Genomic DNA, 24,040 nt, shown 5'->3' on the forward strand with positions numbered 1-24,040 from the left:
CGTCGGGCAGTCTCCTTCTTGGTCCCGCGACCCCGATGAGCCTGCACCTGTGGTTTCTCTACGTACTGACGGTCCTGGTCATTTCTGGAATCCCAGGACCCAACATGCTCCTGCTGATGAGTCACGGCGCGATCCACGGCTTGGGGCGTTCAGTCGCTACCATGTTTGGCTGCTTTTCTGCATTGTTGCTGATGATGTTGGTTTCCGTGGGCGGCCTTGGCCTGTTTCTGCAAAGCTGGCCTCGGCTCTTTACTCTCGTGCGCGTCATCGGAGCGTTGTATTTGCTGTATCTCGGCATCTCGGCCTGGCGGCAGGCTGGGAGCAGCAGCAGCATACCGGCAGAAACGCAGAGATCTGCCGCAGAGCCAGAAAGCCGAAGGCATTCGGCGGGAGTCCTGTACCGCACCGGGTTTCTGGTAGCCATGAGCAATCCCAAGGCCATCCTTTTTACCCTTGCCCTGGTACCGCAATTCATGCGCTACCAGGGGAATCTGCAGCTACAATTTGCCGAGCTGGTTCTCAGCTTTGCCGTAATTGAATTCAGTTGGTATGTCGTCTACTCCGCTGCGGGTGCCCGCCTTGCGCGGTGGCTGCGCGGCCCCATCGCCAGTAGACGCCTACAACAGTGGAGTGGGGGGATTTTCGTGCTTCTTGGGCTGGCGCTGCTGGCTCTGGCGATTGGTGAGCTGCGTTTTTAGCGGTACGGGGCCGGATCCGCAATTCCGAGTTCGGCAAAGGCCGCCAGGCGCAGGCGACAGGCGTCACAACGGCCGCACGAGCGTCCTGCCGCATCGAGCTGATAACAGGAACGGGTGATACTGTAGTCGACGCCAGCGTCGAGTCCGGCGCGGATGATCTCTGCCTTGCGCATCTGCTGCAGCGGTGCGTGGATCTGCGGCGCTGCTCCCTCCACACCGAGCTTGGTCGCCACCGCCGCAAGACGATTGAAGGCATCGATGAAGGCAGGTCGGCAATCGGGGTAGCCACTGTAGTCCTGACTGTTGACCCCGACGTAGATGTCCGCCACCCCCAGAACTTCCGCTAGGGCCAAGGCGTAGGAGAGGAATACAGTGTTGCGCGCCGGCACGTAGGTGATCGGAATCCCTTCGCCAAGACCGGTCTCCGGCACCGCCAGGGCGGCATCGGTGAGGGCCGAACCGCCCAGGCCACCGAGGTCGATCTTGAGAATCCGATGACTGGCAACCCCCATGGCTCGGGCCACGGCGCGAGCGTAATCCAGTTCGCTTTGATGGCGTTGCCCGTAATCGAAAGACAAGGCGTGGACGGTACGACCATCGCGGCGCAAAAAACCTGCCACGGTAGCCGAGTCGAGCCCCCCAGAAAGCAACAGAATCGCTTCGTTAGCCGTCATGCCTCCTCCGCTAGTGGCCAGGAATGTCGCCCCAGATCCATTTGTGCAGTTGTATCTGCAAACGCACCGGTAAGCGGTCCGCCAGTATCCACTCCGCCAACTCGCGCAGATCCAGCGCGCCATAACTGGGAGAAAAGAGCCATTCTGCAACCGGCAAGGGATGCTCTCGCACAAAGTCCCGAGCCCATTCGTAATCCGCGCGGTCACAGAGGACGAACTTTACCTGGTCCCGGGCGCTCAGGTACTGCAGATTCTGCCAATGATTTTTTTCGCTTTCCGCCGAGCCCGGCGTCTTGATGTCGAGAATCTTGACCACCCGTGGATCGACGTCGCGGACCGAAAGAGCCCCACTGGTCTCCAGATAGACCTCACGCCCAGCATCACAGAGTCTATGGAGCAGGTCATGCACCCCGGCCTGGGCAAGGGGTTCGCCCCCAGTCACCACGACCAGTTGCTGCGCACGCTCCTCCACCCGGGCGAGGATCGCTTCGAGCTCCATCCATTCGCCCCCATGAAAGGCGTAGGCGCTGTCACAATACTGGCAGCGCAGTGGGCAGCCCGTAAGGCGAACGAAGGTCGCCGGGCGCCCCGTGGCACTGGTTTCCCCCTGCAGGCTATGAAAAATTTCCGTGACGCGCAGCCGCGCCATGGTTACTGACCGCTGGCCTGCAGCTGAGTTTGCGCCTTTTGCGCCGCCGGGGTGTTGGGGAACTGCTTCAGAATCCGGTTGAAGGTGGCTCTCGCCTTGGTCGGCTGACCTATCGCCTGATAGATCTGCCCCATACGCAGGAGGGCATCAGGCGCTTTGCTGCTCTGGGTGTGCTGTGCAGCGGCGCTGAGACTTTTGATGGCGGCATCATTCTGACCGAGTACATACTGTGCCTGCCCAAGCCAGTAATAGGCATCTACCACGAGGCTGCTCTGCGGATATTTATGAATGAAATCCTGCAATGCGGTCGCCGCCGTACCGTATTTCCCTGAGCGCAACAGATCAAATGCACGCTGGTAATCAGCCTGGCCCAGTCCCTGTACGGGTGAACTGGCCGCGCTGCTCGCCTCGGCAGCAATGGCACTGCTCGGCGCCTGATTCAACAACGCCGCACTCGTACTACTCGCGGTAACCGCCGTGGCAGCACCACTACTGGCCACAGCAGCAGACAACGCCGCCAGCTTGTCATTGGTTTCCTGTTGAGCAACAGAGAGGGCGTGGGTTTTACTCTCCAGCTCGCCGCGCAGCTCTCGGATTTCCTGTTGCATCTGCTGCGAGCGATTGAGGAGATCACCGAGGGCGGACTGACTGCCGCGACTCGCCTTTTGCACGGCGATCAGGCTTTGGATTTCGCCCTGCATCACCGCCACCTGCTGCTGTAGCTGCAGAATCTGCTGCCCCTGGGATTCTGCCCAGGCCGGAGAACTCACGACCAGAAGCACGCCTGCCATTGCTGCAGTCCACTTATCCTTCATCGAAAACGACCTCCAGATCAGCCGTTGTACCCCCCACTGTATACAAAGTCGACGCGTCGGTTACGTGCCCAACATGCTTGATCATTCTGGGTGCAGAGGGGGTTATCCTTGCCAAAGCTGACCGTGCTGATACGGGCAGCGCTCACCCCCTGAGACTCTAGATAGCGCTTGACAGTTTCCGCACGTCGTTCGCCTAAGGCCAGGTTGTACTCCTGCGTACCACGGTCGTCGGTATTGCCCTCCAGGCGCACCTGCACGTGGGCATGATTCATCATGAACTGGGCGTTTTCGGCAGCAATGGCCTGGCCGTTGGCGTCCATCCTGTCGCTGTCGAAGGGGAAGTGAACACGTAAATGGCTGGGCAATGCCGCCAATTCTGCCGCCGTCAGGCCGCGGTTGCTACCGCCAATGGGGCCATTGGTGTTGAGATCCTGAGAACCCACTCCCTGGCCATTGTAGCCATTGGTGGCGACCGAACTCACAGGTGCCACGGGCGTGACTGCAGTGGGGGCACCACTGCCGACGTTGCGTGCGCAACCCGACAGCGCCAGGAAAGAAAGGCCGAACACGACGACGACACTGCGAAGCTGCATGATTTTTCTCCAAAGGAATAATGCTGATTGTATCGCAGGCGCTGGAATTTCAGCAATCGTTCCGGCCCACGTGCTTGACAGGAGAAGTGGCACTGCTATGGTGAGGGACGTTTTCCGGAAATCGACGAAACTTGGCATGGACCCATTGCGTATCGGCACTCGCGCCAGCCCTCTCGCACTCTGGCAGGCAGAGCACGTGCGCGGGGCCTTGCTGGCCCAGGATCCCTTCCTCTCCGTAGACCTCGTACCGATGACCACGACGGGCGACCGCGAGCTGGCAGCGCCCTTGCATCAGTTGGGCGGCAAGGGTCTGTTCGTCAAAGAAATCGAGAGTGCGCTGCTCGCAGGAGAAGTCGATCTCGCTGTCCATTCCATGAAGGATGTACCCGCACTGCAGCCCGAAGGTCTCGAGTTGGCCGTGATCCTGGAGCGGGAGGATGTGCGCGACGCCTTTGTCGCCACGCAGTACGAGAATGAGATGGCGCTTCCCAAAGGCGCGCGGATGGGAAGTTCGAGCCTGCGGCGGCGAGCGCAGCTGCTCCACCGCCGCCCTGACCTGCACATCGAGGATCTGCGCGGCAATGTCGCTACCCGCCTGGCCAAGCTCGACCGCGGCGACTACGACGCGATCATTCTTGCCGCTGCCGGGCTCAAGCGCTTAGGGATGGAGGAACGCATCCGCAGCTTCTTTGCGGTGGAGGATTCCTTGCCAGCGGTGGGACAAGGGGCAATTGGCATCGAGATCCGCGCCGATGACGAAAAGACCCGATCCTTGGTACTGCCCCTTGCGCACCTGGAAACCAGTCTTTGTGTCCGCGCAGAACGGGCGATGAACCGTAGCTTGGGCGGCGACTGTCGCCTTCCGGTGGCGGCCCTCGCTCGTTGGGAAGAAGGTACACTAACGCTCGAAGGTCGCGTGGCGAGCCTGGACGGACTGCGTCTGTTGCGCGCGCAGGCATCCGCCAGCGATCCCGTCGCCCTGGGCGAAAGGGTTGCAGAGGACCTTCTGCGCCAGGGGGCGGGCAAGATCATCAAGGAGTTACAAGCAACATGAGCGGTATCCTGCAGAACAAAGGCATCGTCGTCACCCGGCCGAGGGAACAGTCCGCCGAATTGATTGCGGAGCTGCAACGCCGTGGCGCGCGCCCCATCGCCTTCCCGGCGTTACAGATCGATGCGCCAGAGACCTGGCATTCCCTGGATGCGGCCCTAGACCAACTCGATTCTTTCGATTGGGCGGTGTTTACCAGCCGCAATGCTGTGCACTTTGCCTTGAGTCGATGGCAGAGTCGGGGGCAACATACGTGGCCTGCGTCAGTCCGGGTTGCCGCCGTCGGCCGGGAGAGCGCCAAGGCTATTGCCGAGTTTGGCATCGAGGTAGCCCTGGCACCCAAGCGCGCAGGCTCGGAAAGTCTTTTGGAAAGCCCGGAGTGGCAGAAGGTGGCGGGGCAATGCTTCGCTCTCTTTGCCGGCGATCAGGGCCGCGAATTGATCGAGCAGACCCTCGAGGACCGTGGCGCCACGGTGGAGAAAATCTTCTGCTACCGCCGTGTCGTTCCGGGGGCAAACCCGACGCCTCTGCTGCACGCGTGGGCGCGGGGCGAACTCGATGCGGTCACCGTCACCAGCCCGGAAATCTTTCACAATTTTTACCAGATGGTCGGCGGACTCGGGCAACGCTGGCTGAAGAAGACCCCCATCATCGCCATTAGCCCGCTGACGGCAGAAGCCATCACCAGTAAAGGCCTGCCCTCCCCCTGGGTGGCAGCGGAGGCAAGCAACGCCGGCTTGGTCGCGGCTTTGGAGGAGTGGGCGAGCCAGCAGGAGAAAAGCGCATGAAACTCCATTCCTCCCGCCATCAGCCGCGCCGCTTGCGCCGCCAGGCAGCCATGCGCGCCCTGTTGCGCGAAACCCATCTGCATCCCGGTGATTTTCTGTTGCCGATCTTTCTCGTAGAGGGCGACGCGATTCGCAGCGAAATCTCCAGCATGCCTGGAGTGTTTCGCCATAGCATCGACTCGGCGTTACGGCTCTGTGGCGATGCCGTGGATCGTGGCATTCCGGGGGTACTGCTTTTTGGTGTGTTGGAGGCCCAGGCCAAGGACGCGAGGGGCAGCGCTTCCTGGGCTGCTGAAGGACTGGTGCAGCGCGCCAGCCGCGCCATCAAGGAACGTTTTCCAAGCCTGCTGGTGATTGCCGACGCCTGCTTTTGCGAATACACCGATCACGGCCACTGTGGCGTGCTCGACGCGCACGGTGATCGTGACGACAATGCCACCCTGGAAAATCTGCAGCAGCAAGCCCTCTCCTACGCCGAGGCGGGGGTGGATGTCATCGCCCCTTCGGGGATGGTGGATGGCATGGTGCTGGCGATTCGTGAGGCATTGGATGCCGCTCGCCACGAAAATGTCGCGATACTTTCCTACGCCATCAAATACGCCAGCGCGTTTTACGGCCCCTTCCGCGATGCCGCCGACAGCGCCCCCAGTTTTGGGGATCGCCGCGCCTATCAGATGGACCCAGCCAATCGCCGCGAGGCCTTTCGCGAGTTGGCGCTGGATCTGGAAGAGGGGGCCGACATGGTCATGGTCAAACCGGCCATGGCCTATCTGGACCTCATCCGCGATGTACGGGAACGTTGTGACTTTCCCGTTTTCGCCTATCAGGTTTCGGGGGAATACAGCATGTTGCGCGCCGCCGCCCAAGCCGGATACCTGGATCTGCAGAATTCGGTGTTGGAGTCCCTGCTCGCCATCAAACGCGCGGGCGCCGATGGTATCATCACCTACTCGGCCGTGGAGGTTTGTGACTGGCTCCGGTGACTCCAGCCGCTTCCCGTCGCCGTCGATCCGGACCCCGAGAATCACTGGCATTGCTCTCGTTCTGGCTACGGGTGTTGCTCATTCGCACGATACTGTACCTGGCTCGAGTACTCGTCCCCAAAGCAGAGGACCTCGATCAACTCTTCCCCTGGCTACTTGCCGCAACTGCGGTCATCGGATCCCTCCTCCTGCTTTTTTGGGTAGCTCTCTTGCCCGAACAACAAGCCAACCAGAATGCACAGCGAGCGCATGACTCGCGGGTGGAAATCACCCTGACTCCCCTGCCACAGCACAACCAGTTCCATCCAGCCAGCGATATCCCGAGTCTGGCGCAAGGACCAGGGTTACCCAGCAGCCAAGAGCGGGCAGAGACCCCGCCAATGGCGCTCAAACAGCGGGAGCTCGCCGACTATCTCTTGCTCTGGCAAAAACATATCGTCGACATGGCCAAAGCCCAACTCACCCAACAAAAACTCCCCACCGGCAAGATCGTGGTCGCCGTGACGATATCACCTTCCGGGGAATTACTGCGCATAGAGGTAGTGCAGGGCGAGCAAAATCAGATCCTTGCTGAAGCTGTACGGGAAATCCTGATCAGCGCAGCGCCGTTCCCCCCTTGCCCCCCGCCTGGCAACAGCCACCACAGAATTTGCGCATCATCAGAACCTGGAATTTTCTCTAACGCGGCAGCGCCGCAGCCCACGCCATGGCCTCCAGGGCCAAGCGATTGACGCTCTCCACTGGAACTCCCGCGCGAGTCGCCCACTGTTGTATCGCCGGGTAATCTCCCCGCTCTATACTCTCGAGAAGCTGCAGCAGGACGCCGTCCTCACCGTCACGCTCCAACAAGGCCATAGTGACCGAGGAGTGCAATTTCAGTTCTTTCAAGATGTCCGTCAGCGGCTGGTCGAACAGGGCATCAACGAGCGACAGCATGCCCACCAGAAATGAGCGGTGCAAAGCCTCCGGTGATTGCTCCAGATGTACACTCTCCTGGCGCAGCAATTCCGCAAGGCGCGCACGGCTGCTGGCCATTGCCAGCAGGGAGTGCTTGCGGGGCCCCTGACTGGTGAACATCAGCAGCGTCAGCCAGCGTTGCAGGGGAACCCGTCCCAAGACGAGCAAGGCTTGCCGGATGCTATCGATTTCGCGACTACGGCGCATGCCTGCGGAATTGAGATAGCGCAACAATTGCACCGACAAGGTGGGATCGCGACGAAACCCCTCCTCAATCTCGTCAATCGGCCCATCTCCAGAAAGCAAATTTAACAGCTGAAAGAGATTTCTTTGATCATTGCCGACATGACGATGGGCGACGACCTGCGGCCGCATGAAAAAGTATCCCTGACTCCAGTCGAAACCAGCGCCAAAACAGTTGGCCGCCTGTTCTCGCGTCTCAACACGGGTAGCAATGAGCAGCGGCATGCGGGTAGCGTATTTCTGCGCGCGAACCAGTTTCAGTAAATTATCCATATCCGCCGCAGCAATCTCGCTGACATCAATTTTTACATAATTCATCCAGGGTAACAGCGGAACTTCCCACGCCTTTCCAGAAAACCTGTCGAGAGCAATGCGAAAGCCAGCTTTCTTCAAGTACTGTATTTTTTCCAGAAACTCGCGCTTTGGTACTTCGGTAATTGTGAACTCCGGAACGACGCGCTCACAGGGAAACAATTCCAGGGTTTTTTCGTCAAACAAACTATTGGTGAAGTTGATGAAGGCCCTTTTCCCGTCGAGAAGCTGCTCCAGTTGGTAGACCGAAAACACCTTTACCAGAACCTGTGCCGAAGCCAGAAATGGATCTTCGGTTGGGCTATACTCTTCCCGCGCCAACAATTCGTAGGCCTGCACGTTGCCCTTGCCATCGAGAATGGCCTGGCGGGCTACGAGGTCCAGGTTTGCGGCGCTGTTGTCTGATTCTTCGGTCATACCGTCGTCATGCGGTCATCAAACGATCAAGGAGAGATTTTGAGATGCCGGTAACCTCCAGCAAACGGGTGGTATATGCCCGGTCCGTAAGATATTGACAGAAATCGAGAAGACGAAGGGTAGCCGCGGTCAGCGCGCCATCCGGAAACTCTCGGGCAATGGCATTCTTACCAAAGGAATGCGGCAATGCCGCGCGCAAAAAGCTCATGATAAAGGCGTTGTACAGTGGAGGAATTTTATGTTGTACATTTTGTTTGCCCAATTCCTCTTGTTGCCGGAGGAAGCCAGCATCATGCGGACCCGAAAAAAGATTCGTCAACCACTGGCCAAGGTGCGCTGCGTAGTTGCCGTAAGCCTGGCCGAGCTTGGCGGCAATTTGCTCCTGCTGCAACAAATTGGCCTGCAGCGACTCCACCACCTCGGGAACGACCGGAACGATTTTTGGCGCTGCCTGCTGCAACAAGCAAAGATCCTCTGCAGTAATCCCGGCTATTGCGATGAAAGCCTGTAACTGCGGGTCCTGCTGGGCACACTCTAACAACTCCATCCAACCCTCCAAATTGTGATCCACCCTCTTTCCAGGCAAGCAGTTCCTGCTTCCTGTGCGCCTACCATGCTGATGGCGGAAAGCCGAAAATTGGAAACGCCCGTCGTTCTCCAGGCTGGCAGACACGCCGCCCCGTGATGGGGAGATTAGAGCATATCCTGCGCTTTGCAAGGGATCAGAATCCAGGCGTCGCTCCGCTCGCTCAGAATGGTATTCGTGGCATTCTGGCAAACCAAGCATGGGGCAGCGCCACAGAGAGAGGGCCAACCTGAAGAGATGGTGGGAGCGATGGGATTCGAACCCATGACCCACGGCTTAAAAGGCCGCTGCTCTACCGACTGAGCTACACCCCCGGGGCCACGAATTATGCGTTGATCACCCCGCTAGGGTCAACCGACGGTATTCGACGGGTTGGTGCCCTTGCGGCGGCCAAGCAAGAAGGTCTATCTTGCCGGCATCATCCAGCACTTGTCAGGAGGTTTCGGATGCCAACGAATGTACTCCCGCTTCCCGATTGGCAGGATCCAGAGGCGGACGTGCCCGCCAGAGTCGTCTTGGCTGGTGGCTGTTTTTGGTGTGTGGAAGGAGTGTACCGGGAACTGGCCGGGGTACGGTCGGTGGTTTCTGGCTATGCTGGTGGCCAAGAAAAGGATGCCAATTATCGCGCGGTCTGCAGTGGCGCCACGGATCACGCAGAAGCGATAGAGTTGCGCTACGACCCACAACAGCTGCACTTCGGGCAAATACTGCAGGTGTTTTTTGGCGTGGCCCACGACCCCACACAGCGCGATGGCCAGGGCAACGACATCGGCCGTCAGTATCGCTCCGCCATATTTTTTCTCAACGATGCCCAGGCCGATATGGTGCGCGCCTATATCGCCCAGCTGGAAAAGAGCGGTTGTTTTTCGCAACCAATCGTTACCGAGCTGCACGCCCTCGACGCATTTTATCCAGCCGAGGAGTACCACCAGGACTATGCCCGCCGTAACCCCGATCAACCCTATATCTGCGCCGTCGCACAGCCCAAAATCCAGGCCTTGGCAAGCCTGTTCCCGCAATATCGGAGGAAGTCATGAAGATTTCGTCGACAGGTTATGATCTTACCCCAATCAGTGCGGCAGAGCGCGCCCTACGCGCTCGCCATCTCTCGGCCGAAGTGCGCCACGTCCTCTTTGAGCATGGTACTGAACCGCCATTTTGCGGTGGATTGTTGGATGAGAAACGTCCGGGTGTCTTTGTCTGCGCGTTGTGTCATCTGCCACTCTTTCGTTCCCGGGAAAAATTTGATTCAGGAACCGGCTGGCCGAGTTTCTATGCCCCGTTTGCGGGCGACCACATCCGCGAGCTGCGCGACACGAGCCATGGCATGATCCGTACGGAAATTCGTTGCGCCCGTTGTGACAGCCATCTGGGGCACGTCTTCAACGACGGGCCAGCACCTACCGGGCTGCGCTATTGCTTGAACTCTGCCGCATTGGAATTCCGTGATGAGGCGCCAGCAGCCGACGGCTTGTCAGACTGATGATCGGCATCCCCGTGGACCGTGGAGGGCTCCGGGAGAAGCACTATGCCATCACTACCATCATAGAGATAGAAGGCTTTGCCAAGGTCGCCTTTCTCACTTTTCGCCGCATAAAGAGCCTGGTCGGCATGTCGTAGCAGGATCTCCTCAGGCGCATCGTCGAGAGGATAGAGGGTGACGCCCAAACTGCTACCGACTTGCACTTCGCTGCCGTCGGCAAGGACGATTTTTTCCCGAATTGCGCTCTGGACCCGGTTCAGGACGCACTCCAGCACGTCCAAGGAAGCCAGCTTCCCCAACAATAGTGCAAACTCATCGCCGCCAAAGCGTGCCACCAGATCGTCCTCGCGGATGGCAGCACGTAGGCGCCGGGCCACCACTTGCAACACCAGATCCCCCGCCGCATGCCCGTACTGGTCATTCACTGGCTTGAAATCATCGAGATCCATCATACACACTGCCAACAGGCATTCCCCAGTGCGCGCCAGGGCCTTGGGCAGTTCTGCCAGATACGCGGCACGATTCGGGAGTTCGGTCAGTGAATCATGCATGGCGCGCCAGCTCTGCTCTTCTCGCTCCGCTTCGATCTGATTTTTCAACGCCAATTCGTCCAGGCCAAACCCCAGGATCTTGGCCGTGCGCGCCAAAGCCGACAATAGCGTATGGTCAAAATATCCCTGCTGGGCACTGGCCACACACAGAAGTGCCCAGAGATCCCCTTGGTGTTGGATGGGAATGACCGCCAGACTGTTCCAGCCGAATTCCGCAACCAGGCCGGCAAGGCTCTGATATTTCGGATCCTCAAGATAGTGGTTGTGGTATTGCATGCGCCTTTCCCGCCAAGCCGTCGCGAGGAGCGACGCGGGCTCCCGTTGATCGACATGCACCCGCGCCCGAGTCAGTTTATCGCTGTTTTTGCCAGCGGCGCTGATCGGTGCAAAATAGCCATGGCTATCCGGTTGCACGACAAAAGCGGTGCTGAATAGACCATTTTCCACCAGACGATGACAGGTCTGACGCAAAATCGTAGCGGCGGAACGGGAGCGCATGATGATGTCTCCCTGACTCAGAAAGGTCTGGTACAGTCGGTTGCTGCGTTCCAGACGCTCGTGTTGGTCCTGTTTTTCGAGTGCAATGCCGAGCATCCGAGTGAGACGCATCAGGGTGCGTCGACGGGAGGGCGCGGAGAAATACCGTGGCGTGCGGCTGTATACACCAAATAGCGCCTCGAGATTGCCCGCGACCTCTACCGGACAGGCGATAGTGCTGCGCCAGGCACCAGTGCCGTGCACGGTCTCCCGCCACGGTAGAAACAGAGGATCTGTCTCCAGATCGTCGACGGCCACCGGCTGCCCGGTACTCCAGGCTCGCCCCATGGGACCCCGGGCGGTCGGTCCTGCGTCGACGCGGATCTGGACCTGCTCGAGGTAGCTAGCCATCTGCGCGCCGGCAACGGCGATAGGCTGCAGTTCTCCGCCATGGGGTTTGCCGATCCATGCACCGTCCACACCGGGCAACAGTACGATTTTATTGAGTATGCGCTGCAGCAACTGTTTCTCATCCGGCTCGCTGAGCAACAGAATGTCGATTTTTTCGATGACCAGCTCTTCGTCCGATTCCAACTGTCGCATGCTGCGCAATTGTATGACCAGGTCGCTGGCCAAACGTCGACTGATGCGCTGCTCCAGCTCTGGCATCGGCGATGCAAAGGCCGCGAGGGCGCGTCGCAGCTGTGCCGAAAACAGTTCGCTGGCCATCACCAACCAATCGGCAGGCAGGCCCAAGCGATGGTGAACTGCGCCCAGTTTCCGACTGAGCTCCTCACATGCCGCGGGATCCTCTTCCAGTAACAAGCGCGCGAAGTGGCGGTGTTGCGCCGCCTGCATGTGTTCCAGCACACTACTGTCCAGAGTGGCGACATACGCCGCAACCTCCGGCTCCCGACACAGCTCCACAAATGCCCGGCGTGAGGCTTCTTCGATCGCTGCGAAGAACTCGCCGCGCTGCAGGTCCGAGTCCGCAGAGATTGGGGTGCTGGAGCCCTCGACCATTACTTGGATGCCTGCCCTTTGGCACCGAGATGACCAACGAAAAACAGCACCACCGCCATCACCAGCTCCTGGATGGCCGGAATCAACCAGCCTCGCGGCCAGGCGCGAAAGAGAATCATCGCCAGGGTAATGACCCCCAGCACGAAGAGCAGGATTCCCAGCTGGCGCAGTGCCGCAAATACATTGCGGGCATTCAAGGCGCCAATACCCCGATGTACACCCACCCGCCGTAAAAAGGCATCCAACCCCTGCGGAGCGATAAGATAAAAAAACGTGACTACCAGGAACACCAGGATCAGCAAGGCAATCAGCACTTCCAGATAGGCAAGAATATTGACCATGGGCATAGACTATTCCCCCGTTTCCTGAATCACGTTTCCGGGCTCTCTTCCTCGTCCTCCTTGAAGGTCGCCGGGTCGAGATGATAGCGGCGCAACAAACGATAGAACTCCGTGCGGTTGCGTTGCGCGAGCTGTGCGGCCTGGCTGACGTTGCCGCGGGTCATGCGCATGAGCTGAATCAGATAGTTCATCTCGAAACGGCCCTTGGCATCAGCGAGTGGGACCACTTCGCCATCGCGGTCGCGCAGGGCGTGGCGAATCAGGGGCGCACCGATGCGTGGCGTAGTAGACAATACTACGGCCTGTTCGATGACATTGGCCAACTGGCGAACGTTTCCAGGCCAGGGAGCGGTAACCAACAACTCCATGGCCTCGGGCGCGATGCCCCGCACGTCTTTGCGGTTGCGCGTCGCCGCCTCGCGCAGGAAATGCTCCGCGAGCAGCGGGATATCCTCGGCACGTTCCGCCAGTGCTGGCAGCTCCAGGGTAACCACGCACAACCGGTAATAAAGATCGTCGCGGAAACGCCGCTCAGCCATTTCCCGCTCCAGATCGCGGTGGCTGGCGGAGATCACCCGGACATCCACCGGAATGGTCTCCGTCGCACCCACCGGGCGGATCTGCCGCTCCTGCAAAGCGCGCAGGAGCTTGACCTGCAAGGCAAGCGGCATGTCACCGATTTCATCGAGAAAAAGGGTGCCACCATCCGCTGCCTGGAACAGGCCCACATGATTGCTGGCAGCCCCGGTAAATGCGCCCTTTTTGTGGCCAAAGAGTTCGGATTCCAGGAGCTGCTCGGGAAATGCCCCGCAATTGACGGCCACGAACGGGCGATCACGTCGAGGACTCGCCTGATGAATGGCTTGGGCCAGGAGCTCCTTGCCAGTGCCGCTGGCACCATGAATGAAAACACTGGCATCCGCCGCCGCCACCAGGCGCGCCTGATCGAGCAGCGCCTGCATTTTGGCGCTGCGGGTCAGGATACGCTCCCAGCCTGCGGCCTCCTTGCCGCGCTTTCCCTGGGGGGCAGCGGCGGTCAACTGAAAGGCGCGTTCGACCTCGGCCATGAGCTCCTTGCCGTCAAAGGGCTTGGTAAGGAAGGCGAAGACCCCTTGATTGGCGGCCAGCAAGGCATCGGGGATCGAGCCGTGGGCCGTCAGAATGATGACCGGCAGGGTAGGATAGTCGCGGCGAATCGCATCGAGCAACGCCATCCCATCCATTTCATCCATTTTCAGATCGGTGATGACCAGGGCCGGATGTTCGACCGCCAACTGCGAAAGGGCCTCCCGCCCATTGGCCGCGGTACTGATCTGGTAACCTGCGCTTTTCATGCGCAACGACAGGAGTCGCAGCAAATCTGCGTCGTCGTCTACCAGTAAGATTTTCGCTTGCTTGGCCAATTCATCGCCCTCCCACCATACGGGAATTTTTTTCGATTTGTATCAATTCGTTGAGCTTTTTCCGCAACTCCCCTTCCCGTTGTTGGGATTGGTTGAGGCGGCTCTGCAGGTCGTTGATCTTATTTTGTAGATTTTGATAACTCGGATCTCCGGCGCGCAAGTCCGCGAGTTCCTTCTGCAAACCGGCGATACGGCTTTGCGCGGAAACGCAGGCCGCCGTCGCTGCCGCTTGACTCTGCGCTTGTGCTGCCCGGTCCTGCAGCTCCTGATAGGCGGCGCGCGAGACGATGATCTGGTCGGGCTGAAGGACGACGCTATGGGGTGCGGGCTTGCTCACCGGCATCTCGGCGCAGCCGCTCAGACTCAGGGCTAAAAGCGTCATGCTGAATACTGGGAAGACGAACTTGAAAATGTGCTCCTTGCCCCTCACCATCAAGAATCTCAAGACTTCCCCATAACTCAAAACATATTCCCTGGTAATCGCCAAACCTAGTCCGCTGCCTTCGATCTTTCCCGATTCGCTGGCGCTGCCGCGGTATAGAATATCAAAAATTTTGTCGCGCTCTTTGGGCGCCACCCCGGGGCCGGAATCGATGACGTCGAGCACTGCATCTTCGCCATCCTGCCACAGACGCACCCGTATGGTAGACCCTTGCGGTGAGAACTTCACGGCATTGGACAGCAGATTATCGCAGATGGTGCGGATCCGGTCGCGGTGCGCCGCCGTCCAGACTTCGGCAATCTGCTGCTCTACGCGCATAGCCTTGCTGCGTAGCAACGGCTTGTAGCTTTGCAACAGCTCTTCGATGACCTCGTGCAGCGGAATCGGATGGCGCATGCCGGCGCTCACCGCGGGCCCCTCGGCAACGCTGAAACGCAAGAGATCTTCGATGAGGCGCTGCAGGCGCAGGCTGTTGTCGCGGACGATGTCGACGATCTCGCGCTGCTCGGCGGCCAGGCCCTGCCCGAGGTCCTCCTGGAGTAGTTCCGAGCCTTCGCGGATAGCGGTGAGTGGAGTCTTCAGCTCATGCGAAAGCTGCCGGAGGAAGTGGATTTTCGTCGCCTCCAGCTCCTGCAGGTGTTGTCGCAGCCACTCCAGTCGGTCTCCGAGCGCGGCGATGTCGTTGGGACCGTTCACTTGGATGGGACTGGCGAGGTCGCCGTCCCCGAGACCGGAGATCGCGCGATCGAGCCGCTTGATGGGGCGGGTGATGAGGATGATGAAGAAGATGGCCACGACGATGGTCAACGGCAGCGCGAGCAACACCTCGTAGAGTGTCAGCCGCTTGATCTGCAGGGCCCGGTCGCCCAGATGCTTGACCTGCGCGCTGATACCATCATTGACATCTTCCTGAAGCTGCTGCATTTCGCGACTGGCAGTACTAAAATTCTGATCCAGACTGCCCCGCCCACCCTCGAGGGCTGCCAGAGGCAAGGCGCGGCGGGCCTTGGCAAGATTTTCATCTAGGCGATGCAAACGCTTTTGATCGGTCACACTCGGGCCTGCGGCGGCAAAACGCTTGCTAACCTGTTGATACTCCTCAAAACTTTGCTGAAAGAGTACGAGCAGCGCCGAATCCTGCAACACCGTGTATTGCAGGCCGTAGCGCTCCATGGAGCGGACCGCATTGGCCATGCGGTTGGCGCTGTCACTCAGGGCGACCGCACGCAGGATGCTACTCTGTCCTTCCTCCGCAAAGCGGGAGATGGTCAGGGTGATGCTTACGATCACCAGAACCAACGGCACGATGGCCAGTCCGAAGCCAAACACCGTCAGCCAGGAGAGAGAATTGGGTCGTTTCATCCGGTGGCGCGGCAGTAACGCAGCCGTCCATCGACAAAGAGGTAACGGACCTGCCCGCGCAGCGACCAACCCGCGTAGGGATGATTGCGGGCGCGGCTGAAGCCCGCGAGGCTTGGCCGCAGCTCGGCCGTGGAATCGAAGAGGCACAGATCGGCAGTTGCGCCCGGCGCCAGGGATGGCGGTGGAAGGCCGAGGACAGCCGCAGGACCGGTTGTGAACAGACGAACCAGCTGCAGCAGGTCCAAGATCCCCTCTTCGACCAGGCGTAGGGCAAGAGGCAGGGTCCACTCCGCTGCAGCGATGCCAAAAGGCGCTTGCGCAAAGGTCTGCCCTTCCGTTTCGCGGCCCCACGGCAGGTGCTGGCTCGTGAGACACTGAATCGACCCATTTGCCAAAGCATGCAGCAGATCAGCCCGGTTTTTCTGATTGCGCAATGGCGGCAGGATCTTGCTGTGGCTATTGAAATAACCGATATCTTCGACACTCAGCAGCAGATGGTGGAGGCTGACGCCGCAGCTTACCGCCTGCCCGCCGCGCCGTGCCTCGGCAACCCGAGCAATGGCCGCCGCTGAGCTGAGACTCGGAAAATGCACCGCCGCACCCGCCAGACCCGCAACGCGCAAATCCCGCTCGACGCCAATCTCCTCAGCTGCTTGCGGGCGCCCAGCGAGTCCCAGGCGCAGGCTCAGAGGACCTTCGTCCATGACGCCACCGGCGGCGAGACTTTCGTCTTCTGGCCAGAGAAAGACCCTGCGTCCGAAGTCTGCAGCATAGCTCAGGGCCAAGCGCAGACGTTGGCTATCGGCCACGGATCGTCGTCCCTGGCTGAAGATTTGCGCCCCGGCCTCGGCAAGGGCCGCCATCTCGCTCAGGCTCTCCCCCCGCAAATCCCTGGTCAAGGCGCCGCTCAGATAGACGCGGAGCAGGTCGACGGCCTCCACTGCCGCTCGCTGTTCGCAGAGGACGCCGGGCTGGTCGGCAATGGGATCGGAATCCGGATCCAATACGACACTGCCAAAACCGCCGGCCGCTGCCGCGTTCAATTCACTGCGCAGGTCACCATGCAGCCCCGACCCCGGGGTATGGGCCTGAAACTGCGTTTCAATGAAGGCTGGGCAGGCGATGAGCCCGCTACCATCGAGTTCCTCGTCCGCCTGGAAGTCGCCGGGGATCTCGCCCACCGCAAGGATTTTTCCCGCCGCCAGGGCAAGATCACCCTGGTGATCCTTGCCGCTGACCGGATCAATCAGCCGCAGGTTACGAATCCGTCGACGCAAGCTCATGGATTGCCTCCGGCGAGGCGGGCAAGGACGGCCATGCGCAGGGCCAGACCATGGGTAACCTGCTCCAGAATGATGGCCTGCGGACCATCCGCCACTTCGGCACTGAGCTCAACGCCGCGATTCATCGGCCCCGGATGCAACACCACCGCATTGTCGTCCGCCAGACGCAGGCGCGCAGCGGTCAGGCCGAAGCGGCGATGATATTCCTCGAGGCTGGGTAGACGCTGACTGTCCATACGCTCGCGCTGCATGCGCAACGCGTACACGACATTGGCACCAGCCAGGGCCGGCTCCAGCTCATGAAACACATGCACACCGAGGTTCTGCAGTTCCGGCGGGACGAGGGTGCGTGGACCAACTGCGCGAATCTGCGGGCAACCGAGAATGGAGAGGGCATGAATGAGGGCGCGGGCCACCCGGGAATGTAGAATATCTCCCAAAATCACCACCACCCGCTCCGCGATCGGGCCCACCAGATGACGAATCGTAAAGACATCGAGCAGGGCCTGGGTAGGATGGGCATGTTGGCCGTCGCCAGCATTCACTACCCAGGCGTGCTCGCCCAGATGACGGGCGAGGAGGTGTGCGGCCCCGGCCTCTGGATGGCGCAGGATGAAGCCATCCACCTGCATGGCTAGCAGATTGTCGACGGTATCGAGTAAGGATTCGCCCTTGCTGGCGCTGCTGCTCGCCACGGCAATATTCAGCACGTCTGCCGACAGGCGCTTGGCAGCCAGCTCGAAGGTGCTGCGGGTACGCGTGCTGTTCTCATAAAAGAGATTCACCACGGTACGCCCCCGGAGGATAGGGATTTTCTTGACCGTGCGCTCGCCGATTCCCAGAAAGGACTCCGCACTATCGAGAATTTCGAGAACCTCCCCTTCGCGCAGCCCCTCGATCCCCAGTAGGTTGCGCAGACGTCCCTCTGCATCCCGCTGCGGATCGCCTTCCCCCATGCGCCAGGGCATCATGCTGGTGCCACCTCCGCACCGGGGAGAAACTCCAGCGACAGCGGGCTCGGCCCGCGCAGCTTGATGTAATCGGAGGGGTTGCTGCGCAAACGCAGGGCGGCGACATCGGCGCAGATGGGTAATTCCCGCAGCCCCCGATCGACGAGGACTGCCAGAGTGATCCGGTCTGGACGTCCATAATCGAAGATCTCGTTCAGCGCTGCGCGAATCGTGCGACCGGTGTAGAGAACATCATCGACCAGGATCAAATGGGTACCATCAACGGAGAACGGGATACGCGAGGCCTTGACCTCGGGATGCAGACCTACTCGACTGAAGTCGTCTCGATAAAAGGAAATGTCCAACTCCCCCAGGGGGGCGGAAATCCCCAGACGCCGGTGCAGTTCCCGCGCAATCCAGACGCCGCCAGTGTAGATCCCCACCATCACGCAGTTCTGTGGGTCGATGCGGGCCTGCAGATCGCGCTGCAAGGAATCGATGAGAGTGCTCAGATCCCAGGTCGATGCCATCGTTCTTCCTCGTAAAAGCTCTCCAGGATGGCACAGGCAGCGAGCTGGTCGCGCAGCCGGTCGCGTTCCGTGCGGGAAAGATCGCGCTCGCACATCTGCGTCTCGGCCGCATGGCTGCTGAGTCGCTCATCAATCCAGTACTGCGGCAGGGGATGACGCTGCGCGAGTGCCTGCGCAAAATGCCGTGCCGCAGCGGCGGTCTGGCCCTCGCTGCCATCTGCCTGCAACGGCAAGCCGATGACTACGGCTTGCGGTTGCCAGTCCATGATCAAACGCTCCAGCGCGCTCCAATCCGGCCCGCCCGCACCGTTGCGGACGGTGGCCAGAGGTTGTGCGCCGAGGCCGGCTTCCCCGAAAAAGGCGACACCGATCCGTTTGCTGCCGTAGTCGATACCGAGCCAAGGCCCAGCGTCAGGCATGACCCACCGCGCCACTCAAAAGACGCATGTCGATACCGAGTACCCGTGCCGCCTCCTGCCAACGCTCGCCAGCGGGGAGCTGAAATAACACGCGCGGATCGACCGGGCCGTGCAGCCAGGAATTCTCGCGGATTTCTTTCTCCAGTTGTCCTTCGCCCCAACCGGCGTAGCCCAGGGTCAGCAGATACTGCTCCGGCCCACAGTGCTCGGCGATGGCCGCGAGGATGTCAGGAGAGCTGGTCAGCGCCAGGGTATCGCTCACCGGCAGGGAAGATTCCCAGTCGCCCGGGGCTGATGGAGAATGAAGCCGTGCTGCGGGCTGACCGGCCCACCCCAGTAGACTGGACGGTGGATCATTTCTTCCGATGGCCGAATGTCGATGGCCTTGAGGGCGTCGGCCATGTTGATATCGAGGATGCGATTGATGACTACCCCCATCGCCCCTTCCGCATTGTGCTCACAGACGACAATGACACTACGGTCGAAGAGGCCGTCGTGCAAGCTGGGCATGGCAATCAAGAGATGATTTTTGAGCGATGAGAATTCCATGCTGTTATGATACCGCGTTTTGCCCAGCAAAGGGCAGTATCAGCGACCCTGTTCGATCCGGGTCCATAGCCGGTCCGTCGCGTCGATGCCAAAAAAGCGGCGAATTTCCCGCGCGCCGGTCGGACTCGTCACGTTGATTTCGGTGAGACGCTCACCAATCACATCGATGCCGACAAAGAGCAGACCCATCTCTCGCAGTACGGGTCCGATCTCGGCGCAGAGCTCCTGCTCGGCGGGACTGAGCTCGGCAGCCACCGCCTGCGCACCCGCCACGAGGTTACCGCGGAAGTCATCCGCCGCAGGGACGCGCAACATGGCGCCGGGTACGGCCACTCCATCCACCAAAAGGAGGCGCTTGTCACCCTGACGGATCGCCGGCAGGTACTGCTGCGCCATGACGAAATGCGTGCCGCGCGCAGTGATCGTTTCGAGGATCGAGCCCAGGTTGCGGTCTTCACCGTGCAGATAAAAGATCCCTTCGCCACCGCGCGCGGCCAGCGGTTTGACGACGATTTCTCCGTACCGATGCAAAAAGCTGCGCAACTCTGCCATATCCCGGCTGACCAGATAGGGTGGGAGCCAACGAGAAAACTGCAGAGGGAAGAGCTTTTCATTGGCGAGCCGGATGGAGGCCGGATCATTGACCACCCAGGTATGGGCGTGTTCAAGGATCTGGCAGGCATGCAGGAAATCCATGTCTACTGGCGGGTCCTTGCGCATCAGCACACAATCGAAATCCCGCAGGGGCCGCGCGGCCGCTTCGCCCAGCGCAAAAAAATGCTCGCTATCGTCCCAGACCTGCACCGGCTGCAGCCGGGCCCAAGCCTGCCCGTCCTGCCGCAAAGACAATCCGTCCAGGGTGCAGACCCAGCACTCGTGCCCCCGTGCCTGGGCGGAGAGCAACATGGCAAAGGTACTGTCCTTAGCGGGCTTGATCCCCGCGATGGGATCCATGAGCACGGCAACGCGCATCGTCACTGCCCCGCCTTGGCCCAGTCTTCGGCCTCGCGTGCCGCCGCCAGCAGCGCCAATCGGGCGATAACACCGTAGGCGTAATGGCGGTTGACTGGCGCATCCGGCGCCGATTTACGACAGGGATTGATTCCCGGCTCGGCAAAGGCCATGGGCTCGAAATGGGCACCGGGGGCGTTGAGGCTCTCATCCTCGCCCTTCTCGCGATGTACGCGATAGAAACCGCCGAGGACCTGCTGTCCGAGCAGATAGACGACGGGTTCGGCGACAAAGTCTTCCGGCGTTCGCTCAAAGGTATACACCCCTTCCTGGATGAAGACATCGCTCACCACCAGCCCTTCCTTGCTCTTGGCCATGCGGGTGCGCGCCTTGCGGTTGAGCTCGCGCAGCTCGGCACCTGAATAGGCAGTCATCACCCCCATGCCATAGGTCCCGGCATCGGCCTTGACGATGACAAAGGGGCGCGCTTCGATGCCATAGTGGCGATAGCGTTCGGCAATTTCGGCGATGACCGCGTCGACATTGGTCACCAGGCATTCCAGTCCCTCGGACTGCAGAAAATTGATCTGCGTGCAGCGGCGGAAGAACGGGTCAATCAGCCAGGGATCAATATCGACGACCTCGGCAAAATCCACTGCCAGGCGCCGGTAATGGGCGAAGTGCTGGCTCTTGCGCCGCGTCTGCCAACCGGCAGCCAGGGGGGGAGCAGTGGCTGCTCCAGCCCCCGCAAGATCTCGGGGACGCCACCCGAGAGGTCATTGTTGAGCAGGATCATCTGCGGATCGAAATCATCGACCTGCAGCCTGGATTCCACACGGCGCAGCGGCTCGATCAGCAGGCGCTCACCCGAGGGCAACTTGTGCTCCTGCGCTTCTTCCAGCATCCAGGACGCGATGCGCAGCTCAAGTCCGGCCTCGCGCAGCAGCTCTGCGAGCCGCGCCACATTTTCCAGATAATGGAGGTTACGCGTGTGATTTTCGGGAATGAGCAACAGGCGCTGCAGGCTCGGGTGATATTGATCCAGATAATGCTGGATGGCGGTGATGTGCAGCGCTTCATGATCGGGGTTGAGATTGTTGAAGCCCGCGGGAAACAGGTTGGTATCGATCGGCGCCAGCTTGAAACCGGCGTTGCGCAGATCGACCGATCCGTAAAAGGGCGGTGGGGTAGTCTGCCACTGACAACGAAACCAGCGCTCGATGGCACACTGGTTACGAATCAGGTGCTCTTCCAATTCATGGAGCGGATCGACCTGGTTGGTCACCAGGCGCGGTGGGGTAGAGAGAACGGAAATCAAGCGGGACGCTCCGCCATGGGTTGGTAGGATCGGCTCGGCGCACCGGTGTAATTCTGCGTCGGCCGGAAGATGCGGTTGTTGCTGAGCTGCTCACGCCAGTGCGCCAGCCAGCCGACGCTGCGCGCCATGGCAAAGATGGGAGTGAAGAGGTCGCTGCGAATGCCCATCTCGTGGTAAAGCACCCCCGAGTAGAAGTCGACATTGGCATGTATGCCTTTTGGTCCGAGGCGTTCTGCGGCGGCTTCTTCCAAGGCGCGGGCGATGGCAAATTGCTTGCTTTGCCGCAGATGCCCGGCCTGCGCCAAGTCCTCCATCATCCCCTTGAGGATGGCCGCACGCGGGTCAGTGGTCTTGTAGACCCGATGGCCGAAGCCCCAGATTTTTTCCTTGGCCGCGAGGCGCGCCTCGAGGAAGGGCACGACATTCTCGACGCTACCGATCTCCTCGAGCATCTCCACCACGCGCTGGTTGGCACCGCCATGCAAGGGGCCTGCCAGGGTGCCCACGGCCCCGGCAATCACATGATAGGGATTGGTGAGGGTGGAGGTGCTGACCAGGACCGAGAAGGTACTGGCGTTGATCGTATGCTCCGCGTGCAGGATGAAACAGGCATCGAGAATCCGTGCATGCAGCGGGTCCGGCTCGCGCCCGTGCAGCATGTAGAGAAAATTGGCGGCATGCGACAGATCGCTGCGCGGCGGGATCGGATCATTGCCAAAACGCATCTGGTCCCACATGGCGACGATGGTGGGTATGCGCGCGATGATGCGCATCGCCATGGCATCGAGATGCGAGGCATTGTCCCGTTCGGCATCGGATAGCTCCTGCTGCGGGTAGAACATCCCCAGGCTGGCAATGGCGCAATGCAGCATGTCCATGGGATGGCCGGTCACCGGCAGAAACTTCATGATTTCTCGCACATTGTACTTGATCTGACGATGCGCCCGCAGTCCCGCATCAAAGCGTTCGAGATCCCTGGCCTTGGGCAGCTCCCCGTCGAGGAGCAGCAGAGCGACCTCCTCGTAACTGCTCTGCGCGACCAACTCGGCGATGGGGTAGCCGCGGTACGAGAGTAAGCCCGCCGCACCATCGATATGCGAGATGGCGGAATGGGTAGCGGGGACCCCTTCCAGTCCGGGGACGACAGTGGCATCAGTCATGGCGTTTCTCCTTGGGACAGGGGCAGGGAACTTCTACATCATACCCCGCGCAAAAAAAGAAAGGGAGACGGACGCCTCCCTGTATCCCTCCTACTGCCGGGGTATTTCAGGCGGAGAAGGAAGAACCGCAACCGCAGGTGGTCGTGGCATTGGGGTTTTTGATGACGAACTGCGCGCCTTCCAGCCCCTCACTGTAATCGATCTCCGCACCGACCAGATACTGATAGCTCATCGGATCGACCAAGAGGCGGACGCCAAACTGCTCGACCTCGGTATCGCCATCATTGACGTTTTCATCGAAGGTGAAACCATACTGGAAGCCTGAACAGCCGCCCCCGGTGACGAAGACCCGCAACTTGAGATCTGGGCTACCCTCTTCTTCGATCAGGGATTTGATCTTCTCGGCCGCACTGTCGGTCAGGGTCATGACCGGCGGCAGGCTGTCCAGATCCGTCATGGTTTCCGTAGCTGTGCTCATTCCTACATTCTCCTCACGCGCGTGCGCGTACCATCAGAAATATCCGACGATTTTGCTCGCCTTTACCTGCGGACGTCAAGAAGCGTCCTGACCACGCTTGGGCACAAACTGGATGGCGGCAACGCGGGCAGCCACCAGCACGGCCAGGAGGGCCGCCGTGGCCAGCAAATCCAAAGGACCCAAGCGATGGGCATAGAGGCCGATGAAGAGCTCACGCAGGATGAAGACGATGGCGACCTCCGCTAGGACCCGCAGGCGGATCCGGTGATACTCCAGGTAGTCGGTAAAGGTTCGAAAAAGCTCGATGAGCACGAAGACCGAAAGAACATCCGAGACCAGGCTGGAAATCACCTCCTCCTGGTGCAGGCTGAAAAACGCCGCATAGACATCGCCAATGAGGCTCCAGACGGCATAGAGCAAGGTGACCAGCATGAGGAAGATGAGAATCGTGATGACAAAATCCAGCATCCTTCCGTAGAAGCGAATGACCGTACCGCGCAGCCCGACGATCTCGCTATAGCTGGCGGCGGATTTGTGCTCGTGCTCGTTCAAGG

Annotated in this window: 25 protein-coding genes, 1 tRNA gene and 2 pseudogenes; 7 read left to right on the top strand and 21 right to left on the bottom strand. The window is 60.2% G+C overall.

What is annotated here, in order from left to right; genetic code table 11:
- The first annotated feature begins 35 nt into the window (after positions 1-35).
- Positions 36-698 (top strand): LysE family translocator, encoded by a 663-nt coding sequence (locus ORD17_RS03610; protein WP_308389525.1) that lies wholly within the window; start codon positions 36-38, stop codon positions 696-698.
- Here the strand turns inward: ORD17_RS03610 and queC are convergent.
- From queC to pal, 4 genes are read right to left on the bottom strand one after another with little or no spacing between them, the layout of a single operon-like run.
- Positions 695-1,372, bottom strand: coding sequence for a 7-cyano-7-deazaguanine synthase QueC (queC, locus tag ORD17_RS03615; protein WP_308389526.1), 678 nt, complete (start codon positions 1,370-1,372; stop codon positions 695-697). The two genes, ORD17_RS03610 and queC, sit on opposite strands and share 4 nt — an antisense overlap.
- A gap of 10 nt (positions 1,373-1,382) precedes the next feature.
- Positions 1,383-2,021 carry a 7-carboxy-7-deazaguanine synthase QueE gene (gene queE / locus ORD17_RS03620; protein ID WP_308389527.1) on the bottom strand — a complete coding sequence of 213 codons (639 nt, stop codon included), beginning with the start codon at positions 2,019-2,021 and terminating at the stop codon, positions 1,383-1,385.
- A 2-nt stretch (positions 2,022-2,023) separates the two neighbouring features.
- Positions 2,024-2,836, bottom strand: coding sequence for a tol-pal system protein YbgF (ybgF, locus tag ORD17_RS03625; protein WP_308389528.1), 813 nt, complete (start codon positions 2,834-2,836; stop codon positions 2,024-2,026).
- 17 nt (positions 2,837-2,853) lie between these two features.
- Positions 2,854-3,429 (bottom strand): peptidoglycan-associated lipoprotein Pal, encoded by a 576-nt coding sequence (gene pal / locus ORD17_RS03630; RefSeq protein WP_308389529.1) that lies wholly within the window; start codon positions 3,427-3,429, stop codon positions 2,854-2,856.
- A gap of 136 nt (positions 3,430-3,565) precedes the next feature.
- On the opposite strand from pal, the gene hemC reads away from it, so the two are divergent.
- From hemC to ORD17_RS03650, 4 genes are read left to right on the top strand one after another with little or no spacing between them, the layout of a single operon-like run.
- The gene (hemC, locus tag ORD17_RS03635) at positions 3,566-4,483 is read left to right on the top strand and encodes a hydroxymethylbilane synthase (protein ID WP_308389530.1); all 918 of its coding nucleotides are present in this window, start codon (positions 3,566-3,568) and stop codon (positions 4,481-4,483) included.
- Entirely contained in the window at positions 4,480-5,268 is a 789-nt protein-coding gene (locus tag ORD17_RS03640; RefSeq protein ID WP_308389531.1) for a uroporphyrinogen-III synthase, read from the top strand. The genes hemC and ORD17_RS03640 overlap by 4 nt, the downstream gene beginning before the upstream one ends.
- Positions 5,265-6,251, top strand: coding sequence for a porphobilinogen synthase (gene hemB, locus ORD17_RS03645; RefSeq protein ID WP_308389532.1), 987 nt, complete (start codon positions 5,265-5,267; stop codon positions 6,249-6,251). The genes ORD17_RS03640 and hemB overlap by 4 nt, the downstream gene beginning before the upstream one ends.
- A gap of 50 nt (positions 6,252-6,301) precedes the next feature.
- A complete protein-coding gene (locus tag ORD17_RS03650; RefSeq protein WP_308389533.1) occupies positions 6,302-6,982 on the top strand; it encodes a TonB C-terminal domain-containing protein in 681 nt (226 codons plus the stop codon).
- On the opposite strand, the gene ORD17_RS03655 is transcribed toward ORD17_RS03650, so the two are convergent.
- From ORD17_RS03655 to ORD17_RS03665, 3 genes are all read right to left on the bottom strand, one after another.
- The gene (locus ORD17_RS03655) at positions 6,930-8,180 is read right to left on the bottom strand and encodes an HDOD domain-containing protein (RefSeq protein WP_308389534.1); all 1,251 of its coding nucleotides are present in this window, start codon (positions 8,178-8,180) and stop codon (positions 6,930-6,932) included. The two genes, ORD17_RS03650 and ORD17_RS03655, sit on opposite strands and share 53 nt — an antisense overlap.
- 7 nt (positions 8,181-8,187) lie before the next feature.
- Positions 8,188-8,727 (bottom strand): protoglobin domain-containing protein, encoded by a 540-nt coding sequence (locus ORD17_RS03660; RefSeq protein ID WP_308389535.1) that lies wholly within the window; start codon positions 8,725-8,727, stop codon positions 8,188-8,190.
- Between the two features lie 277 nt (positions 8,728-9,004).
- A tRNA-Lys gene (locus tag ORD17_RS03665) sits at positions 9,005-9,080 on the bottom strand.
- Positions 9,081-9,212: 132 nt separating this feature from the next.
- Between ORD17_RS03665 and msrA the strand changes: the two genes are divergently transcribed.
- Both msrA and msrB read left to right on the top strand, forming a co-directional pair.
- Complete coding sequence (msrA, locus tag ORD17_RS03670; protein WP_308389536.1) at positions 9,213-9,803, top strand: peptide-methionine (S)-S-oxide reductase MsrA; 591 nt, start codon at positions 9,213-9,215, stop codon at positions 9,801-9,803.
- A complete protein-coding gene (msrB, locus tag ORD17_RS03675; RefSeq protein WP_308389537.1) occupies positions 9,800-10,249 on the top strand; it encodes a peptide-methionine (R)-S-oxide reductase MsrB in 450 nt (149 codons plus the stop codon). Before msrA ends, msrB begins: the two co-directional genes overlap by 4 nt.
- Here msrB and ORD17_RS03680 read toward each other — a convergent pair.
- The 14 genes and pseudogenes from ORD17_RS03680 to ORD17_RS03755 form a co-directional block, all read right to left on the bottom strand.
- A complete protein-coding gene (locus tag ORD17_RS03680) occupies positions 10,180-12,300 on the bottom strand; it encodes a diguanylate cyclase (RefSeq protein ID WP_308389538.1) in 2,121 nt (706 codons plus the stop codon). The two genes, msrB and ORD17_RS03680, sit on opposite strands and share 70 nt — an antisense overlap.
- On the bottom strand, positions 12,300-12,647 hold the full coding sequence (locus ORD17_RS03685; protein ID WP_308389539.1) for a hypothetical protein: 348 nt from the start codon (positions 12,645-12,647) through the stop codon (positions 12,300-12,302). The genes ORD17_RS03680 and ORD17_RS03685 overlap by 1 nt, the downstream gene beginning before the upstream one ends.
- Positions 12,648-12,670: 23 nt before the next feature.
- On the bottom strand, positions 12,671-14,044 hold the full coding sequence (locus ORD17_RS03690) for a sigma 54-interacting transcriptional regulator (protein WP_308389540.1): 1,374 nt from the start codon (positions 14,042-14,044) through the stop codon (positions 12,671-12,673).
- 1 nt (position 14,045) lies between these two features.
- A complete protein-coding gene (locus ORD17_RS03695; RefSeq protein ID WP_308389541.1) occupies positions 14,046-15,848 on the bottom strand; it encodes a HAMP domain-containing sensor histidine kinase in 1,803 nt (600 codons plus the stop codon).
- Positions 15,845-17,131, bottom strand: a complete 1,287-nt coding sequence (locus tag ORD17_RS03700) for a dihydroorotase (RefSeq protein WP_308389542.1) — start codon at positions 17,129-17,131, stop codon at positions 15,845-15,847. The genes ORD17_RS03695 and ORD17_RS03700 overlap by 4 nt, the downstream gene beginning before the upstream one ends.
- Positions 17,128-18,099 (bottom strand): aspartate carbamoyltransferase catalytic subunit, encoded by a 972-nt coding sequence (locus ORD17_RS03705; protein WP_374693401.1) that lies wholly within the window; start codon positions 18,097-18,099, stop codon positions 17,128-17,130. Before ORD17_RS03705 ends, ORD17_RS03700 begins: the two co-directional genes overlap by 4 nt.
- The gene (gene pyrR, locus ORD17_RS03710) at positions 18,099-18,611 is read right to left on the bottom strand and encodes a bifunctional pyr operon transcriptional regulator/uracil phosphoribosyltransferase PyrR (RefSeq protein WP_308389544.1); all 513 of its coding nucleotides are present in this window, start codon (positions 18,609-18,611) and stop codon (positions 18,099-18,101) included. The genes ORD17_RS03705 and pyrR overlap by 1 nt, the downstream gene beginning before the upstream one ends.
- Complete coding sequence (gene ruvX / locus ORD17_RS03715; protein ID WP_308389545.1) at positions 18,590-19,030, bottom strand: Holliday junction resolvase RuvX; 441 nt, start codon at positions 19,028-19,030, stop codon at positions 18,590-18,592. The genes pyrR and ruvX overlap by 22 nt, the downstream gene beginning before the upstream one ends.
- Positions 19,023-19,579: pseudogene (locus tag ORD17_RS13430) on the bottom strand (YqgE/AlgH family protein). The gene ruvX and the pseudogene ORD17_RS13430 overlap by 8 nt, the downstream one beginning before the upstream one ends.
- A 39-nt stretch (positions 19,580-19,618) precedes the next feature.
- Entirely contained in the window at positions 19,619-20,551 is a 933-nt protein-coding gene (gshB, locus tag ORD17_RS03730; RefSeq protein WP_308390047.1) for a glutathione synthase, read from the bottom strand.
- Between the two features lie 2 nt (positions 20,552-20,553).
- Positions 20,554-21,815: pseudogene (gene gshA / locus ORD17_RS13435) on the bottom strand (glutamate--cysteine ligase).
- A gap of 29 nt (positions 21,816-21,844) precedes the next feature.
- Positions 21,845-23,008, bottom strand: coding sequence for a citrate synthase (locus ORD17_RS03745; protein WP_308389549.1), 1,164 nt, complete (start codon positions 23,006-23,008; stop codon positions 21,845-21,847).
- Between the two features lie 106 nt (positions 23,009-23,114).
- Positions 23,115-23,465: an iron-sulfur cluster insertion protein ErpA gene (erpA, locus tag ORD17_RS03750; protein WP_308390049.1), complete on the bottom strand. Its 351-nt coding sequence runs from the start codon at positions 23,463-23,465 to the stop codon at positions 23,115-23,117.
- Between the two features lie 96 nt (positions 23,466-23,561).
- The gene (locus ORD17_RS03755; RefSeq protein ID WP_308389550.1) at positions 23,562-24,038 is read right to left on the bottom strand and encodes a phosphate-starvation-inducible PsiE family protein; all 477 of its coding nucleotides are present in this window, start codon (positions 24,036-24,038) and stop codon (positions 23,562-23,564) included.
- Between the last annotated feature and the right edge of the window lie 2 nt (positions 24,039-24,040).

This window comes from Acidithiobacillus sp. AMEEHan, assembly GCF_030996345.1.
GTDB lineage: Bacteria > Pseudomonadota > Gammaproteobacteria > Acidithiobacillales > Acidithiobacillaceae > Igneacidithiobacillus.

Excerpts from the sequence above, each read along its gene's own strand:
- msrB (WP_308389537.1), top strand. The coding sequence starts at position 9,800 with ATGAAGATTTCGTCGACAGGTTATGATCTTACCCCAATCAGTGCGGCA.
- pal (WP_308389529.1), bottom strand. The coding sequence starts at position 3,429 with ATGCAGCTTCGCAGTGTCGTCGTCGTGTTCGGCCTTTCTTTCCTGGCG.
- msrA (WP_308389536.1), top strand. The coding sequence starts at position 9,213 with ATGCCAACGAATGTACTCCCGCTTCCCGATTGGCAGGATCCAGAGGCG.
- ORD17_RS03655 (WP_308389534.1), bottom strand. The coding sequence starts at position 8,180 with ATGACCGAAGAATCAGACAACAGCGCCGCAAACCTGGACCTCGTAGCC.
- gshB (WP_308390047.1), bottom strand. The coding sequence starts at position 20,551 with ATGCGCGTTGCCGTGCTCATGGATCCCATCGCGGGGATCAAGCCCGCT.
- ORD17_RS03705 (WP_374693401.1), bottom strand. The coding sequence starts at position 18,099 with ATGCCCTGGCGCATGGGGGAAGGCGATCCGCAGCGGGATGCAGAGGGA.
- hemB (WP_308389532.1), top strand. The coding sequence starts at position 5,265 with ATGAAACTCCATTCCTCCCGCCATCAGCCGCGCCGCTTGCGCCGCCAG.
- ORD17_RS03745 (WP_308389549.1), bottom strand. The coding sequence starts at position 23,008 with ATGACTGATGCCACTGTCGTCCCCGGACTGGAAGGGGTCCCCGCTACC.
- pyrR (WP_308389544.1), bottom strand. The coding sequence starts at position 18,611 with ATGGCATCGACCTGGGATCTGAGCACTCTCATCGATTCCTTGCAGCGC.
- ORD17_RS03695 (WP_308389541.1), bottom strand. The coding sequence starts at position 15,848 with ATGAAACGACCCAATTCTCTCTCCTGGCTGACGGTGTTTGGCTTCGGA.
- queC (WP_308389526.1), bottom strand. The coding sequence starts at position 1,372 with ATGACGGCTAACGAAGCGATTCTGTTGCTTTCTGGGGGGCTCGACTCG.
- queE (WP_308389527.1), bottom strand. The coding sequence starts at position 2,021 with ATGGCGCGGCTGCGCGTCACGGAAATTTTTCATAGCCTGCAGGGGGAA.
- ybgF (WP_308389528.1), bottom strand. The coding sequence starts at position 2,836 with ATGAAGGATAAGTGGACTGCAGCAATGGCAGGCGTGCTTCTGGTCGTG.
- ruvX (WP_308389545.1), bottom strand. The coding sequence starts at position 19,030 with ATGCCTGACGCTGGGCCTTGGCTCGGTATCGACTACGGCAGCAAACGG.
- ORD17_RS03610 (WP_308389525.1), top strand. The coding sequence starts at position 36 with ATGAGCCTGCACCTGTGGTTTCTCTACGTACTGACGGTCCTGGTCATT.
- ORD17_RS03700 (WP_308389542.1), bottom strand. The coding sequence starts at position 17,131 with ATGAGCTTGCGTCGACGGATTCGTAACCTGCGGCTGATTGATCCGGTC.
- ORD17_RS03685 (WP_308389539.1), bottom strand. The coding sequence starts at position 12,647 with ATGCCCATGGTCAATATTCTTGCCTATCTGGAAGTGCTGATTGCCTTG.
- erpA (WP_308390049.1), bottom strand. The coding sequence starts at position 23,465 with ATGACGGATCTGGACAGCCTGCCGCCGGTCATGACCCTGACCGACAGT.
- hemC (WP_308389530.1), top strand. The coding sequence starts at position 3,566 with ATGGACCCATTGCGTATCGGCACTCGCGCCAGCCCTCTCGCACTCTGG.
- ORD17_RS03640 (WP_308389531.1), top strand. The coding sequence starts at position 4,480 with ATGAGCGGTATCCTGCAGAACAAAGGCATCGTCGTCACCCGGCCGAGG.
- ORD17_RS03660 (WP_308389535.1), bottom strand. The coding sequence starts at position 8,727 with ATGGAGTTGTTAGAGTGTGCCCAGCAGGACCCGCAGTTACAGGCTTTC.
- ORD17_RS03680 (WP_308389538.1), bottom strand. The coding sequence starts at position 12,300 with ATGGTCGAGGGCTCCAGCACCCCAATCTCTGCGGACTCGGACCTGCAG.